Origin of the sequence: Streptomyces sp. NPDC086766 (assembly GCF_044746005.1) — a bacterium.
Lineage (GTDB): Bacteria > Actinomycetota > Actinomycetes > Streptomycetales > Streptomycetaceae > Streptomyces.
The window spans coordinates 31,824-45,186 of the sequence record NZ_JBIVBI010000005.1; the positions used below are offsets into that span (position 1 = coordinate 31,824).

A 13,363-nucleotide genomic window follows, 5' to 3' on the forward strand; every position below is an offset into this window, starting at 1 on the left:
CAGTTACCCCAGTCGCCAGTACGCCGATGGCGAACGTGAGACGTCCTGGGCCCGCGTGTCGCCCCCTCCCACTAGGGATGTCTTACCCGTGGGGGCTGACACTCCATGCCGCGCGCATCGGTTCCCTCCGCTATGGGCGAACAACCCTGACGCCCTTCGCGCCGCCGCGGCCCGCGCTTTCCAGAACCCTGCGCGCACGGGGTGCGACCCAGCGTAACCTGGGGGGAATTTCGGAGGTTGCACCTGGCATGACAGCCAGCGTCCCCCCGGTTCCCGCTCCCCGCCGGCCGCTCGACCCCGGCGCCGGGGCGCGGCACTGGTACGAGCAGGCACTGGGCTGGGCCACGGCGCCCGGCACGCCGGTGCGCCTCGTGGTGGGCCGCCGCTTCGACGTGCTGGACGTGCCGGCGGAGGCGGGGCGGGCGGCGCTGCGCCACCTGGGGCCGCACTCTCCGGTGGCCGTTCAGGGGGACCGGATGCGCCTGCTGGTGGCCGCGGGGAGCGCGGAGGAGCTGCCGGGGCTGCTGGAGTGGCTGGAATGGGGCGCGGTGAGGCTGGACCTGGTGGCCCTCGGCGCGGGCACGCTGACGGACGCGCCGCTGCCGCCGGAGGCCGGGCCTGCCGGAGGGCGGCCGCGTGCCCACGGCCGCTCCGGTTCGCAGGGGGCCGCCGTGTGGCTGCGGCCCCCCGAGCCCGGGCGCGAGGTCGAGGCCTCGCTGCCGACTCTGTCGGCGGTGGGGGGCCAGGGCGGCACCCCCGATCTCGTGCGCGTGGTGGACACGGCGGCGACGCAGTGCCACCGCATCCGGCTTCGACGCGCGTGCGCTCAGCCGTTGGCCTTCTCGTAGGCCTCGCGGATGGACGCGGGAACACGGCCGCGGTCGTTGACCTCGAATCCGTTCTCCTTCGCCCAGGCGCGGATCTGCGCGGTGTCCTGGCTGCCACCGGAAGCGGCGCGCGCCTTTCCACGCCCACCCGCCGCGCGGCCTCCGGTACGACGACCACCGTCGACGTACGGCCGGAGAAGACCGCGGAGCTTGTCCGCGTTGGAGGTGGTGAGGTCGATCTCGTACGTCTTGCCGTCCAGCGCGAACGTCACGGTCTCGTCCGCCTCGCCGCCGTCGAGGTCATCGACAAGAAGGACCTGAACCTTCTGTGCCACCGGATTTCCTTTCATCGATAACGTGAGGGCCGGGGATCGCAGGCGTCCGCCGTTTCGCCGTCCCCTGTTATATGCAGTACTGCACTACGTCGGAAAGCAAACCGCTTTTGCCGGAAAAACACAAACCCCTGGGAGAGACCGAACGGCAACCCCGCCGGGAAACGTACGCGTTTCGGACATAGGGAGCGTGGGCAGGCCCGCCGAGCGGAATACGGCTTCCGTCGCGGACTGTTCCTCGTCGATCACAGATGCAGAAGCATCCGGCTGTTGCCCAAGGTGTTCGGTTTCACTCGTTCGAGCCCGAGGAACTCCGCGACGCCCTCGTCATAGGAACGCAGCAGCTCCGCGTAGACATCGGTGTCGACCGGCGTCTCACCGATCTCCACGAAGCCGTGCTTCGCGAAGAAGTCGACTTCGAAGGTCAGGCAGAAAACACGGCGAACGCCGAGCCGGCGCGCGGTCTCGACGAGCTTCTCCAGCAGCCGGTGGCCGACGCCGGCGCCCTTCAGGCCCGGCCGCACGGCGAGAGTGCGCACTTCCGCCAGGTCTTCCCACATCACGTGCAGTGCGCCGCAGCCGACCACCTCGGCGTTGTCGTCCCGTTCCGCGACCCAGAACTCCTGGATGTCCTCGTAAAGCGTCACCGTCGCTTTGTCGAGCAGGATGCGCTCACGGACGTAGGTGTCGAGCAGTCGGCGCACGGCCGGGACATCGCTGGTGCGGGCCCGGCGGACGGTGAGGGCTTTTGCGGAGACTTCGGGGCGCTCTGCGGACATGAGCGGACGCTATCGCCCGCGTCCGCCGCGCACCGAGCCGGGGTTCTCGTCGCCGGTTTCGGCGGCGGTATCCGGAACTTCCCCGCCGACTTCGTCCGGGGCTTCCCGGAGGACTTCGCCCTCGTCTTCGCCCGTGTCTTCGGCGGACTCTTCCGGAGTGACTTCGGCCGGGCTGCGCGTCGTGAGTTCGGCGGACTCCGCGGCTCCGGCTCCCGAAGTGCCTTCGACCATCCGCACGGCGTCCCGCAGGGCCCGCCGCTGTTCCTCGCTCATCATCCCGAAGAAGGCGACGAGAGCGGCGGCGGCGTTGTCGCTCTGGGACCAGGCGTCGTTCATCAGTGCGGCGGCGTAGGCGGCTCGGGTGGAGACCGCCTCATATCGATAGGCCCGGCCCTCCGCTTCGCGGCGCACCCAGCCCTTCTGATGGAGATTGTCCAAAACGGTCATCACGGTGGTGTACGCGATGGACCGTTCCTGCTGAAGGTCTTCCAGGACTTCTCGAACGGTCACCGGGCGGTTCCACTTCCACACCCGCGTCATGACCGCGTCTTCGAGTTCTCCCAATGGGCGAGGCACACCTCAGAACAATAGTGGGAGATCCGGTCAATGGCGTGCCGGACGTGCACTTTCAGCAACGAACAAGAACAAAAAGGGCGTACGGCGCCCCGGCACGGGACGACCGTGCGGGAGCCGTACGCCGTCGCGGAGGCCGCGTGCCGCCTCAGGCGTCGGTGGGCGCGCCGCCCACGGGGGCCCGCCGGCCGCTCTCCGTGCGCGCGAGGGCGGCGTCGACGGCCGCGTCCTCCTTGGCCTTGGCGGCGCCGCCCTGGGTCCTCACGATCACCCGCACCAGCGCGGCGAAGAAGACGGCCATCACGACCGGGGGCACGAGCGCGGAGACGTAGTCCATAGCTCAAGGGTAGCCAGGGCGGCCGGACAAACGGGGGCGGGGTACCGCGCAGTGTCACACCGCCGCGAGCTGCTGCTGGGGCCGCTCGGACGGCGGGGCCGGTTTGCGGCGCGGGAAGACCTCGCCCGGTGTGGGGATGGGGCGGCGGGCGGGCTGCGGGGTCCCGGGAGCGGGCGCGGGAGCCGGCGGCGCGGGGGCCGGGGCGGGGCGCTCGGCGGGCTTCGGCGCCGGCTTCTTGGCGGGGCCCTTGCCGGAGTCGCCGGCCTGGGCCCCGAGAGCGCCCGTACGGCCGCCCGGGAGGGCCTGGAAGGGGCTGCGGGAGGCCGGGACGGCCAGGGCCGCCGGGAGAGCCCTGACGGGCGGGAGGGCGGCGCCTGCGGGGCGCGCGCCCCGGGGCTCCGACACGGCCGGGCCGGCGAGCGCCCGGCAGCGGTCCAGGAGGGCCGCCGCGGCCGCGTTGCCGCGCAGGGCGCCGAGCGCCGCGAGGTCGTCGCGGCCGGGCCGGTGGCCGGCGCTCAGCGCTTCCGACAGGCGCGCCACGTAGCCGACGGCCGTGCCGGGGAGGGCGGCGCGGTAGCGGGCGAGGTCGGCCACCAGGAAAGCGCGCAGCCGGGCCCCCTCGCGCATCGCCTCGTCCAGCGACTCGGTGAGGCGGAGACAGTCCTGTACGTCCTCGGCGGAGGCGGTACGGGGATGAAGGGCAAGGTCGAGAGCGCGGCGGAGCACACGCAGCTCCTCCACGCCGAACGCCATGCCGCCGCGGGTTCCGTATGGCGTGGGCATAGGCCGACGATACGCGCTAATCAGACAAATTCGACATAAGGGCACGCGGTGTGGCGTGCGGGATGCCCGCACGCCACCCGCACGCCACGCGCGTGCCCGCGAACGCACTCGTCAGCGGCCCGGGGGGCCTCACATGCGCGACACGTTCCGCTCGTAGACCAGCCGGAGCCCGATGAGCGTCAGCCACGGCTCGTGCTCGTCGATCACCGTGGACTCCCCCAGCACCATCGGCGCCAGGCCGCCCGTCGCGATCACCGTCACGTCGTCCGGATCGTCGGCCAGTTCCCGGGCGATGCGGCTCACGACGCCGTCGACCTGCCCGGCGAACCCGTAGACGATGCCCGACTGCATGGCCTCGACCGTGTTCTTGCCGATCACGCTGCGCGGGCGGGCCACCTCGATCTTCCGCAGCATCGCCGCCTTGACGCCCAGCGCCTCGACGGAGATCTCGATGCCGGGCGCGATGACCCCGCCGACGTACTCCCCGCGCGCGGAGACCGCGTCGAAGGTCGTCGCGGTGCCGAAGTCCACGACGATCGCCGGGCCGCCGTACAGCTCGTTGGCCGCGACCGCGTTGATGATGCGGTCGGCGCCGACCTCCTTGGGGTTGTCGAAGAGGATCGGCACACCCGTCTTGACGCCGGGCTCGACCAGGACGGCCGGCACGTCGCCGTAGTAGCGGCGGGTGACCTCGCGCAGTTCGTGCAGCACCGACGGGACGGTCGCGCAGATGGCGATGCCGTCGATGCCGTCGCCCAGGCCGTCCCCGAGCAGCGGGTGCATGCCCATCAGGCCCTGCAGGAGCACCGCCAGCTCGTCGGCGGTGCGGCGCGCGTCCGTGGAGATGCGCCAGTGCTCGACGATGTCCTCCCCGTCGAACAGGCCCAGGACGGTGTGCGTGTTGCCGACGTCGATCGTCAGGAGCATGGCCGTTACTCCGCCTCGCGCAGGTCCAGGCCGATGTCCAGGATCGGCGAGGAGTGGGTCAGGGCCCCCACGGCGAGGTAGTCCACGCCGGTCTCCGCGTACGCCCGGGCGGTGTCCAGGGTGAGGCGGCCGGACGCCTCCAGCAGGACCCGCCCGCCGACGAGGCCCACGGCCTCGGCGCACTCGCCGGGGGTGAAGTTGTCCAGCAGGACCAGGTCGGCGCCGGCCTCGACGACCTCGCGGAGCTGGTGCAGGGTGTCGACCTCGACCTCGATCGGCACGTCCGGGAAGGCCTCCCGTACGGACTTGAAGGCCTGCGCGACGCCCCCGGCGGCGACCACGTGGTTGTCCTTGACCAGGGCGGCGTCGGACAGCGACATGCGGTGGTTCACGCCGCCGCCGCAGCGCACGGCGAACTTCTCCAGCGACCTGAGGCCCGGAGTCGTCTTGCGGGTGTCGCGCACCTTGGCCCCGGTGCCCTCCAGGACGTCCGCCCACGCGCGCGTGGCGGTCGCGATGCCGGACAGGCGGCACAGCAGGTTGAGGGCGCTGCGCTCGGCGGTCAGCAGGTCGCGCGTGCGCGTGGTGACCGACAGCAGCTTCTGCCCGGCCTCCACCCGGTCACCGTCGTCGACGTGCCGCTCGACCTCGAACTCGTCGGTGCAGACGACCGAGAGCACCGCCTCGGCGACCCTGAGGCCCGCCACGACACCGGCCTCGCGCGCGGTGAAGTCGCCGGTGGCGACGGCCTCCTCGGGGATGGTCGCGACCGTCGTCACGTCCACGCCGTGGTCGAGGTCCTCCTGGATCGCGACGTTGGCGACGTCCTCGACCTCCAGGGGGTCGAGCCCGGCGTCGGCCAGGAGCTGGGCGAGCGCGGGGTCCAGCCCGCACTCCAGGTACTCCTCGTCGCCGTCCGCGCCGCAGGCACAGCCGTCGCCGCAGCCGCCGGTCGGGGCGAGGGGAAGGTCGTCGGTGCTCACTTGTGTCACTGCTCCTGGGAACGCTGGGGCGCGGGGGCCTCGGGGCGGGTCGGGGGGAAGTCTGCGGTGTCGGTCGTGTGCAGGACCAGCGAGCGGTCGGGATTCAGCCGTACGACGACGTGGCGGCGCCAGTGCGCGTCGTCGCGCTCGGGGCGGTCCTCGCGCCAGTGGCAGCCGCGGGTCTCCTCGCGCAGCCGCGCGGCGGCGACCAGGACGCGGGCCACGCACAGAAGGTTGGTGGCCTCCCAGGTGTCGACGCCCGGCTCGGCCGTCTTGCCGTTCTCGGCGAGGGCGTCGCGGGCGTCGGTGTGCAGCTGCTGGAGCCGGTCGGCGGCCTTGGCGAGCGAGCCGGCGGAGCGCAGCACGCCCGCGCCCTCGGTCATGATCCGCTGGATCGCGAACCGCGCCTCCGGGGCGAGCAGGGGGTGCGCGGGCTTGTCCGGCTGCGCGACGGGCGCCGGCACGCGCGCGTGGTAGGTGTCGTCCGCCCGGCAGGCGGCGATGTCGGCGGCGATGCGCTCGGCGTAGACCAGCCCCTCCAGCAGGGAGTTGGAGGCGAGCCGGTTGGCTCCGTGCACACCGGTGCAGGCGACCTCGCCGCACGCGTACAGCCCGGGGACGGTGGTCCGCCCGTGGGAGTCGGTGCGCACACCGCCGGAGGCGTAGTGGGCGGCCGGGGCGACCGGGACGGGCTCGGTGACCGGGTCGATGCCGTGGGCGCGGCAGGCGGCCAGGATGGTCGGGAAGCGGTGCTCCCACATCTCGGCGCCGAAGTGCCGGGCGTCGAGGAACATGTGCTCGACGCCCTGCTCCTGCATCCGGCCCGTGATGCCCTTGGCGACGATGTCCCGCGGCGCCAGCTCGGCCAGTTCGTGCCGGCCCACCATGAAGCGCACGCCGTCGGCGTCGACCAGGTGGGCGCCCTCGCCGCGTACGGCCTCGGAGACCAGCGGCTGCTGCCCCTCGGCGTCCGCGCCGAGGAAGAGCACGGTCGGGTGGAACTGCACGAACTCCAGGTCCGAGACCTCGGCGCCGGCGCGCAGCGCGAGCGCCACCCCGTCGCCGGTCGACACGGACGGGTTCGTGGTCGCGGAGAACACCTGGCCCATGCCGCCGGTGGCGAGGACCACCGCGGGGGCGTGCACGGCGCCCACGCCGTCGTGCTGGCCCTCGCCCATCACGTGCAGGCTCACGCCCGCGGCGCGGCCCTCGGCGTCCGTGAGCAGGTCCAGCACCAGCGCGTTCTCGATCGTGCGCATCCCCCGCGCGCGCACCGCCTCGACCAGGGCCCGGGAGATCTCCGCGCCGGTCGCGTCGCCCCCCGCGTGCGCGATGCGGCGGCGGTGGTGGCCGCCCTCGCGGGTGAGCTGGATGCCGCCCTCGTCGTCGGTGTCGAAGTGCGCGCCGGTGGAGATCAGCCGCCGCACGGCGTCGGGTCCCTCGGTGACGAGGAGCCGCACGGCCTCCTCGTCGCACAGGCCCGCGCCCGCCACCAGGGTGTCGTCCAGGTGCTGCTCGGGGGTGTCGCCCTCCCCGAGGGCCGCGGCGATGCCGCCCTGGGCCCAGCGGGTGGAGCCGTCGTCCAGGCGGGCCTTGGTGACGACGACCGTCCGCAGACCGGCGGCCTCGCAGCGCAGCGCCGCGGTCAGCCCGGCGACGCCGGAGCCGACGACCACGACGTCCGCGGAGATGGACCACCCGGGCGCGGGCGCGTGCAGTCGTATGCCTGTGCTGGTCACGAGGCGGCTCCGAAGGTGAGGGGGAGGTTGTCGATCAGCCGGGTCGCGCCGACCCGGGCGGCGACGGCGAGGACGGCCTCGCCGGTGAAGTCGTCCCCGATCTCGGTGAAGTCGGACGGGTCGACGAGGGCCAGGTAGTCCAGTTCGAGCGGCGGGTCGAGGCGGGCGGCCTCGTCGAGGACCAGGCGGGCGGCCGTGCGCACGGCCGCCGCGGCACCCGGGACGGCCTTGGCGACGGCGGCGGCGTCGGCCGCCGCGCGGGACTCCCCGAGGGCGCTGAGGGCCTCGGCACGCGCGCGCGTGGAGGGGACCTCGCGGGCCCGGGCGCACAGCGCCTCCTGGGCGGCGTGCCGGTCGCGGCCCGCGAACAGGGCCTGGGACAGGGCGAGGGCCGTGCGCCGCTCCTGGACGGAGAGGTACCGGTTGCGGCTGGAGAGGGCGAGGCCGTCGTCCTCGCGCACGGTCGGCACGCCCACGATCTCGACGCCGAAGTTCAGGTCGCGCACCATGCGGCGGATCAGGGCGAGCTGCTGGGCGTCCTTCTGGCCGTACAGCGCCACGTCGGGGCGGGTGAGGTGCAGCAGCTTGGCGACGACGGTGAGCATGCCGTCGAAGTGGCCGGGGCGCGAGGCGCCCTCCAGGCGCTCGCCCATGGGACCCGCGGTGACGCGGACCTGCGGCTCGCCACCCGGGTAGACCTCCTCCACCGAGGGGGCGAACACGGCGTCGGCGCCGGCCTGCTCGGCGACCTTGAGGTCGGCCTCCAGAGTGCGCGGGTAGCGGTCCAGGTCCTCACCGGCGCCGAACTGGAGCGGGTTCACGAAGATGGTGACCACGACCTCGCCCGAGGGGCCGGCGATCTCCCGGGCGCCGCGGACGAGGGTGGCGTGGCCCTCGTGCAGGGCGCCCATGGTCATCACGACGGCGCGGCGGCCGTGACGCACGCGCGCGTGCAGCTCGTCGGCGGTGCGCAGCAGTGCGGCGGTCATCGGGCGTTCCCTTCGGTCCCGTCGGTCCCCTCGGCGAGGACGCCCAGCAGGTCCTCGGCCAGCTCCGGCTTCAGCAGCCCGTGGGCGAGGGCCCGGTCGGCGGTGGCGCGGGCCATCGCCAGGTAGCCGGCGACGGTCTGCGGGGAGTGCCGACGCAGCTCGGCGACATGGGCGGCGACGGTGCCGGCGTCCCCGCGCGCGACGGGCCCGGTGAGCGCCGCGTCACCGGAGCGCAGGGCGTTGTCCAGGGCGGCGCCGAGCAGCGGGCCGAGCATCCGGTCGGGCGCCTCGACACCGGCCTCGCGCAGCAGCTCCATGGACTGGGCGACCAGCGTCACCAGGTGGTTGGCGCCCAGCGCGAGCGATGCGTGGTAGAGCGGGCGCCTCTCCTCGGCGACCCACTCCGGCTCGCCGCCCATCTCGATGACGAGGGCCTCGGCGGCCAGCCGCAGTTCCTCGGGGGCGGTGACCCCGAAGGAGCAGCCGGCGAGCCGCTGCACGTCCACCGGCGTGCCGGTGAAGGTCATCGCCGGGTGCAGGGCCAGCGGCAGCGCGCCCGCGCGCAGGGCGGGGTCCAGCACCCGGGCGCCGTACCTCCCGGAGGTGTGCACGAGGAGCTGCCCCGGCCGCACGGCGCCGGTCTCGGCGAGGCCCGCGACGAGCCCGGGCAGGGCGTCGTCGGGGACGGTCAGGAGCACCAGCTCGGCCCGCTCCAGCACCTCGGCGGGCGGGACGAGGGGCACGTCGGGGAGCATGAGCGCGGCCCGTCGCCGGGAGGCGTCGGAGACACCCGAGACGGCCACCGGGCGGTGCCCGGCGAGCTGCAGGGACGCGGCCAGCGCGGGGCCCACCCGGCCGGCGCCGACGACGCCGACGGTGAGCCGCGCGGGGCGGTCCCTCGGGTCTGGCTGTTGGCTTGTACTCACGCGACGGCGGCCTTCCCGTTCCAGTCCGCTCCGGGTACCGGACGATTTCTCGTCATGTTAACGCGATTGGTTCGGGAGACGTTCGGTTGTCCACAGGCTGTGGGTTTCCCCACGGCCCCGGCGCGGAATCCCGCACGCCCGGACGGAAAACGCGGTGCCCGCCCGACCGGACCCACGGGATGATCCCGTGCATGAGCGACATGGCGCGGCAGGACATACGGCAGGAACATCCGCAATCGGACGAAGAGCGGCACAAACAGCTGCGCGCACGGCGCGTGAACGCGTACCGCAGCGCGAAACGCGTGCTCGCGCGCCCCGGCTTCCTCGGCACGCTCCGGGAGCGGCTGGCGGTGCTGGACGGGGCGCGGGGCCTGTACGACCTCGACACGGCGTCGGACATGTACGGCGACGGCATCGTCGCGGCCCTGGAGGAGAAGGTCGCCGGGCTGCTCAGCAAGGAGGCGGCCGCCTTCTTCCCGACGGGGACGATGGCCCAGCAGATCGCCCTGCGCTGCTGGGCGGGCCGCACGGGGAGCACGACCGTCGCGCTGCACGCGCTGGCCCACCCCGAGATGCATGAGCGGCATGCGTTCAGCCAGGTCAGCGGCCTGCGCCCGGTGCAGGTGACCAGCGAGCCCCGGCTGCCGACCGCCGCCGAGGTGCGCGACCTGGAGGAACCGTTCGGGGCGCTGATGCTGGAACTGCCGCTCAGGGAGGCGGGTTTCGTGCTGCCCACCTGGGAGGAGCTCACCGCGGTCGTCGAGGCGGCGCACGAGCGCGACGCGGTGGTGCACTTCGACGGCGCGCGCCTGTGGGAGTCCACCGTCCACTTCGGCCGCCCGCTGCACGAGATCGCCGACCTCGCCGACAGCGTGTACGTGTCCTTCTACAAGTCCCTCGACGGCTACGGCGGCGCGGCGCTCGTCGGCCCGAGGGCGCTGGTGGAGGAGGCCAAGACCTGGCGGCACCGGTACGGCGGCCTGGCGTTCCAGCAGTTCCCGACCGCCCTGTCCGCGCTGGCCGGCCTGGAACGGGAGCTGCCCCGGCTGCCCGAGTACGTGCGGCACGCGCGCGTGGTCGCCGCGGCGCTGCGCGAGGGCTTCGCGGCGGCCGCGCTGCCCTGGACACGCGTCCACCCGGCCGAGCCGCACACGCACGACTTCCAGGTCTGGCTGCCGTACGACGCCGACACGGCCGCGCCGGCCGCGATCCGGACGGCGGAGGAGACCGGTGTGATGCTCTTCGCCCACGGCTGGGACGCCAAGGGGCCGGGCCTGGCCTGCACCGAGGTCTACGTGCGGGCCGCCGGCCTGGAGTGGAGCGCGGACGACGTCAGGTCGGCGGCCGCCGAGTTCACGGCCCGGCTTACGGAGGAGGCGGGGCGGCAGGGGTGAGGGAGGCGGCGGGGCGGCAGTCGTGAGGGAGCAGGGGGGCGGCAGAGGCGGCGGAAGGCCCCGGCCGGGCGGTCCGAGCGGGGCTCGACGCCGACTGCCGCTGACGGCGCGTCGGTTGACGGTCCTCGTCAATCGGCGGCCGCGTTGTCAGTGGTGGGGTGCACCATGAGGGCATGAGCGTGCGCATCGACATCGGGGGGCTGCGGCCGGAGAACATCGTCGCGGCGCCCTCACCTCTGGCCGAGATGGGGATGGCACTGCACGCGCTGTCCGAGCCGGGGCACCATCCGGGCCTCCAGGGCTGGGTGACGGCGGTGACCGCCCGGCTCGACTGCCACCTGGCCGACCGGATGTGCGAGGCCGACTTCCTGTGGCGGACCACGTTCTCCGACCTCTTCCAGCCGTACGCGGGCATACCGGGCGGCGCCACCCTGCCCGGCCAGACCCTCGCCGAGGACCTGGACCTGCTGGACAAGCTGTCCGACGAGCAATTCGTCGACGCGGCGCTGGAGTTCACCTGCTCGCTCCCCTACGGAACCCCCGGCGCCGGTCCGCTCGCCGACGCCGGCCTGCGCCGCCGCGCCCTGGATCTCGCCGCCGCGCGCGGACCCCGGCAGCTGCGCTTCGGCGAGCGGCTGCTCGCCGACCCGCCCCGCATCAGAGCCTGGCTGCGTCGGTTCCTCCAGGACTGCGACGAGGCGTTCTTCGCGGAGACCTGGGCCCGGCTTCGCCACCAACTGGCCGCGGACGCACGGCACAAGACGGAGCTGCTGCGCCGCAAGGGCCTCGCCGAGGCGCTGGCCGCGGTGTCCCCGGCGGTCACGCTGGAGGAGGACGCCGGGCGGATCACCGTCGACAAGCTGGGCGAGGGCCGCACCGCCACTGCGGGCGGCGGCCTGCTGCTGGTCCCGACGAGCCTGGGCCGGCCGCATCTGATGGTGCTGCACCGGTACGGCTGGCAGCCGGTGCTGCACTACCCGGTCGGCTCCCCCGAGCTCGCCGCCCCGCCCTCGGTGGAGCAGCTGACCCTGCGGATGACCGCCCTGTCCCACCCGGTGCGGATGCGGCTGTGCCGGAGTCTGGCCCGCAGCGCCTTCACCACCGGCGAGCTGACCCAGGTGCACGGCATGACGGCGCCCGAGATATCCCGGCACCTGAGCTTGCTGAAGAAGGCGGGCCTGGTCACCACCCGCCGCCGCGGCCGCTACGTGCTCCACCAGCTGGACGTCGCCACGGTGGCCCGGCTCGGCAGCGACTTCCTCGAAGGGATCCTCAGATAGCGGTTCGGAGCCCAGCCGCTCGATCCTCGGACAGCGGTGCGGCGCTCACCCGCGGCCGCTGAATTCCTCCGGCGGAGGATCGGGCCGGGCCCGGTCAGTCGAACCGGATGTGCCTGACGCCGACCTTCGCCTGTCTGATCCGGGTCCGCAGCGCTCCCCCGCGGTGCGGCGTCAGCGTCAGCCCGGCCAGCACGGCGATCCGGTCCGCGGTCTTCGGCACGGTCGAGTGGTCCGTCCACAGGTGCTCGGCGAACTCGGGCTCGCGCAGCCGCTCCAGGCAGTGGTCGAGCCGCCGTACGGCCCAGGTCTCCCGGCCCAGCCCGGCCCCCTTCCCGCCGACGCACCGCAGGACCTGCCCGAAGCCGCGCTCCCGCAGTCGCCGCAGGACGGTCTCCCGTTCCGCGAGGAGGCTGAAGTGGTGTACGGGATGGCCGAGTTCGCGCAGTCGGCCGACCGTCTCCGCGAAGCAGTCGGGGTCGGTGACCGTCATGGGGACGATCACCACACCCTCGTGCCGGGCCAGGGTCAGGTCGAGGACCTCGACCACGCCCTGCCGCCAGGAGGTCAAGTCCTGGAAGTCTCCGCGCAGTTCGGGCGGCAGCATCCGGCGCAGGCCGAAACCGGCGTGCTCGGGGTCGCAGATGACGCTGCCGGGCAGGCGGCGCTGGATCTCGTGTGCGGTCTGTGTTTTTCCGCCGCCGAAGGGGCCGTTGATCCACAGGAGCATACGCCGCACCCTACCGACGGCGGCCGGCGCGGTCAGCCGTGTCCGCCGGCCCGGACGAGCCCCGTCTCGTACGCCAGCACCACCACCTGCACCCGGTCCCGCAGACCGAGCTTGGTCAGGATCCGGCCCACGTGCGTCTTCACGGTCGCCTCCGACAGCACCAGCCGGGCCGCGATCTCGCCGTTCGACAGCCCCTGCGCGACCAGCACCATGACCTCCCGCTCACGGTCGGTGAGCCGCTCCAGCTCCTTGTGCCGGGGCTCCTTGGCGCCGCTCGGCAGCATGGGCGCGAAGCGGTCGAGCAGCCGGCGGGTGGTGGAGGGCGCGACCACGGCGTCACCGCTGTGCACGGCGCGGATCGCGGCGAGCAGGTCGCCGGGCGGCACGTCCTTGAGCATGAAGCCGGAGGCGCCCGCCTTCAGCCCGGAGAAGGCGTACTCGTCGAGGTCGAAGGTGGTCAGGATCAGCACCTTCGGCGCGTCGGGATCCGCGCAGACACGACGGGTGGTCTCCACTCCGTCCAGCTTCGGCATCCGCACGTCCATGAGGATCACGTCGACCTCGGTCGCGCGCAGCACCTGGAGGGCCTCGACACCGTCGCCCGCCTCCGCCACGACCTCCATGTCCGGCTGGGCGGCGAGCACCATCCGGAACCCGGTGCGCAGCAGCACCTGGTCGTCGACGAGCATCACGCGGATCGTCATCGGGGCCTCTTCCATGTCCATCGGTGGTCGGCGGGTGGGGCGTGACAGGTGTCAACCGGGAGC

The 13,363-nt window shown here is 73.5% G+C and carries 15 protein-coding genes; 3 read left to right on the top strand and 12 right to left on the bottom strand.

Annotation, left to right across the window (positions count from 1 at the left end; translation table 11 throughout):
- The first annotated feature begins 248 nt into the window (after window positions 1-248).
- Window positions 249-848: an SCO3374 family protein gene (locus ACIPM1_RS10855; RefSeq protein WP_402431965.1), complete on the top strand. Its 600-nt coding sequence runs from the start codon at window positions 249-251 to the stop codon at window positions 846-848.
- Here the strand turns inward: ACIPM1_RS10855 and ACIPM1_RS10860 are convergent.
- The 10 genes from ACIPM1_RS10860 to ACIPM1_RS10905 all read right to left on the bottom strand — a co-directional run bounded on the left by ACIPM1_RS10860 (window position 827) and on the right by ACIPM1_RS10905 (window position 9,195).
- Window positions 827-1,162: an Lsr2 family protein gene (locus ACIPM1_RS10860; protein WP_356190687.1), complete on the bottom strand. Its 336-nt coding sequence runs from the start codon at window positions 1,160-1,162 to the stop codon at window positions 827-829. The genes ACIPM1_RS10855 and ACIPM1_RS10860 overlap by 22 nt on opposite strands.
- A 242-nt stretch (window positions 1,163-1,404) precedes the next feature.
- A complete protein-coding gene (locus tag ACIPM1_RS10865; protein ID WP_356190690.1) occupies window positions 1,405-1,938 on the bottom strand; it encodes an amino-acid N-acetyltransferase in 534 nt (177 codons plus the stop codon).
- 9 nt (window positions 1,939-1,947) lie between these two features.
- Complete coding sequence (locus tag ACIPM1_RS10870; protein ID WP_402432907.1) at window positions 1,948-2,478, bottom strand: BlaI/MecI/CopY family transcriptional regulator; 531 nt, start codon at window positions 2,476-2,478, stop codon at window positions 1,948-1,950.
- 181 nt (window positions 2,479-2,659) lie between these two features.
- Window positions 2,660-2,848 carry a hypothetical protein gene (locus tag ACIPM1_RS10875; protein ID WP_402431969.1) on the bottom strand — a complete coding sequence of 63 codons (189 nt, stop codon included), beginning with the start codon at window positions 2,846-2,848 and terminating at the stop codon, window positions 2,660-2,662.
- Between the two features lie 54 nt (window positions 2,849-2,902).
- A complete protein-coding gene (locus ACIPM1_RS10880) occupies window positions 2,903-3,601 on the bottom strand; it encodes a hypothetical protein (RefSeq protein ID WP_402432911.1) in 699 nt (232 codons plus the stop codon).
- A gap of 159 nt (window positions 3,602-3,760) precedes the next feature.
- Window positions 3,761-4,558, bottom strand: coding sequence for a type III pantothenate kinase (locus ACIPM1_RS10885; RefSeq protein ID WP_402431972.1), 798 nt, complete (start codon window positions 4,556-4,558; stop codon window positions 3,761-3,763).
- Between the two features lie 5 nt (window positions 4,559-4,563).
- Window positions 4,564-5,541, bottom strand: coding sequence for a carboxylating nicotinate-nucleotide diphosphorylase (gene nadC, locus ACIPM1_RS10890; protein ID WP_402431975.1), 978 nt, complete (start codon window positions 5,539-5,541; stop codon window positions 4,564-4,566).
- 5 nt (window positions 5,542-5,546) lie between these two features.
- Entirely contained in the window at window positions 5,547-7,280 is a 1,734-nt protein-coding gene (locus ACIPM1_RS10895) for an L-aspartate oxidase (protein WP_402431978.1), read from the bottom strand.
- Complete coding sequence (panC, locus tag ACIPM1_RS10900; protein WP_402431981.1) at window positions 7,277-8,269, bottom strand: pantoate--beta-alanine ligase; 993 nt, start codon at window positions 8,267-8,269, stop codon at window positions 7,277-7,279. The genes ACIPM1_RS10895 and panC overlap by 4 nt, the downstream gene beginning before the upstream one ends.
- A complete protein-coding gene (locus ACIPM1_RS10905; protein ID WP_402431984.1) occupies window positions 8,266-9,195 on the bottom strand; it encodes a Rossmann-like and DUF2520 domain-containing protein in 930 nt (309 codons plus the stop codon). The genes panC and ACIPM1_RS10905 overlap by 4 nt, the downstream gene beginning before the upstream one ends.
- 200 nt (window positions 9,196-9,395) lie before the next feature.
- Here ACIPM1_RS10905 and ACIPM1_RS10910 point away from each other — a divergent pair, with 200 nt between their 5' ends.
- Both ACIPM1_RS10910 and ACIPM1_RS10915 read left to right on the top strand, forming a co-directional pair.
- Entirely contained in the window at window positions 9,396-10,589 is a 1,194-nt protein-coding gene (locus ACIPM1_RS10910; protein WP_402432914.1) for a threonine aldolase family protein, read from the top strand.
- A gap of 173 nt (window positions 10,590-10,762) precedes the next feature.
- Window positions 10,763-11,869, top strand: a complete 1,107-nt coding sequence (locus tag ACIPM1_RS10915) for a DUF5937 family protein (RefSeq protein WP_402431987.1) — start codon at window positions 10,763-10,765, stop codon at window positions 11,867-11,869.
- 94 nt (window positions 11,870-11,963) lie between these two features.
- Here the strand turns inward: ACIPM1_RS10915 and ACIPM1_RS10920 are convergent, their stop codons facing one another.
- Together ACIPM1_RS10920 and ACIPM1_RS10925 are read right to left on the bottom strand one after the other, a co-directional pair.
- Window positions 11,964-12,596: an AAA family ATPase gene (locus tag ACIPM1_RS10920; protein ID WP_402431990.1), complete on the bottom strand. Its 633-nt coding sequence runs from the start codon at window positions 12,594-12,596 to the stop codon at window positions 11,964-11,966.
- A gap of 32 nt (window positions 12,597-12,628) precedes the next feature.
- Window positions 12,629-13,300, bottom strand: a complete 672-nt coding sequence (locus ACIPM1_RS10925; RefSeq protein ID WP_356190717.1) for a response regulator transcription factor — start codon at window positions 13,298-13,300, stop codon at window positions 12,629-12,631.
- Window positions 13,301-13,363: the final 63 nt, after the last annotated feature.

Bases quoted from the DNA above. Each gene is read 5' to 3' on its own strand.
- ACIPM1_RS10855 (WP_402431965.1), top strand. From the start codon at position 249: ATGACAGCCAGCGTCCCCCCGGTTCCCGCTCCCCGCCGGCCGCTCGAC.
- ACIPM1_RS10865 (WP_356190690.1), bottom strand. From the start codon at position 1,938: ATGTCCGCAGAGCGCCCCGAAGTCTCCGCAAAAGCCCTCACCGTCCGC.
- ACIPM1_RS10870 (WP_402432907.1), bottom strand. From the start codon at position 2,478: ATGACGCGGGTGTGGAAGTGGAACCGCCCGGTGACCGTTCGAGAAGTC.
- ACIPM1_RS10875 (WP_402431969.1), bottom strand. From the start codon at position 2,848: ATGGACTACGTCTCCGCGCTCGTGCCCCCGGTCGTGATGGCCGTCTTC.
- ACIPM1_RS10880 (WP_402432911.1), bottom strand. From the start codon at position 3,601: ATGGCGTTCGGCGTGGAGGAGCTGCGTGTGCTCCGCCGCGCTCTCGAC.
- ACIPM1_RS10885 (WP_402431972.1), bottom strand. From the start codon at position 4,558: ATGCTCCTGACGATCGACGTCGGCAACACGCACACCGTCCTGGGCCTG.
- panC (WP_402431981.1), bottom strand. From the start codon at position 8,269: ATGACCGCCGCACTGCTGCGCACCGCCGACGAGCTGCACGCGCGCGTG.
- ACIPM1_RS10910 (WP_402432914.1), top strand. From the start codon at position 9,396: ATGGCGCGGCAGGACATACGGCAGGAACATCCGCAATCGGACGAAGAG.
- ACIPM1_RS10915 (WP_402431987.1), top strand. From the start codon at position 10,763: ATGAGCGTGCGCATCGACATCGGGGGGCTGCGGCCGGAGAACATCGTC.
- ACIPM1_RS10920 (WP_402431990.1), bottom strand. From the start codon at position 12,596: ATGCTCCTGTGGATCAACGGCCCCTTCGGCGGCGGAAAAACACAGACC.
- ACIPM1_RS10925 (WP_356190717.1), bottom strand. From the start codon at position 13,300: ATGACGATCCGCGTGATGCTCGTCGACGACCAGGTGCTGCTGCGCACC.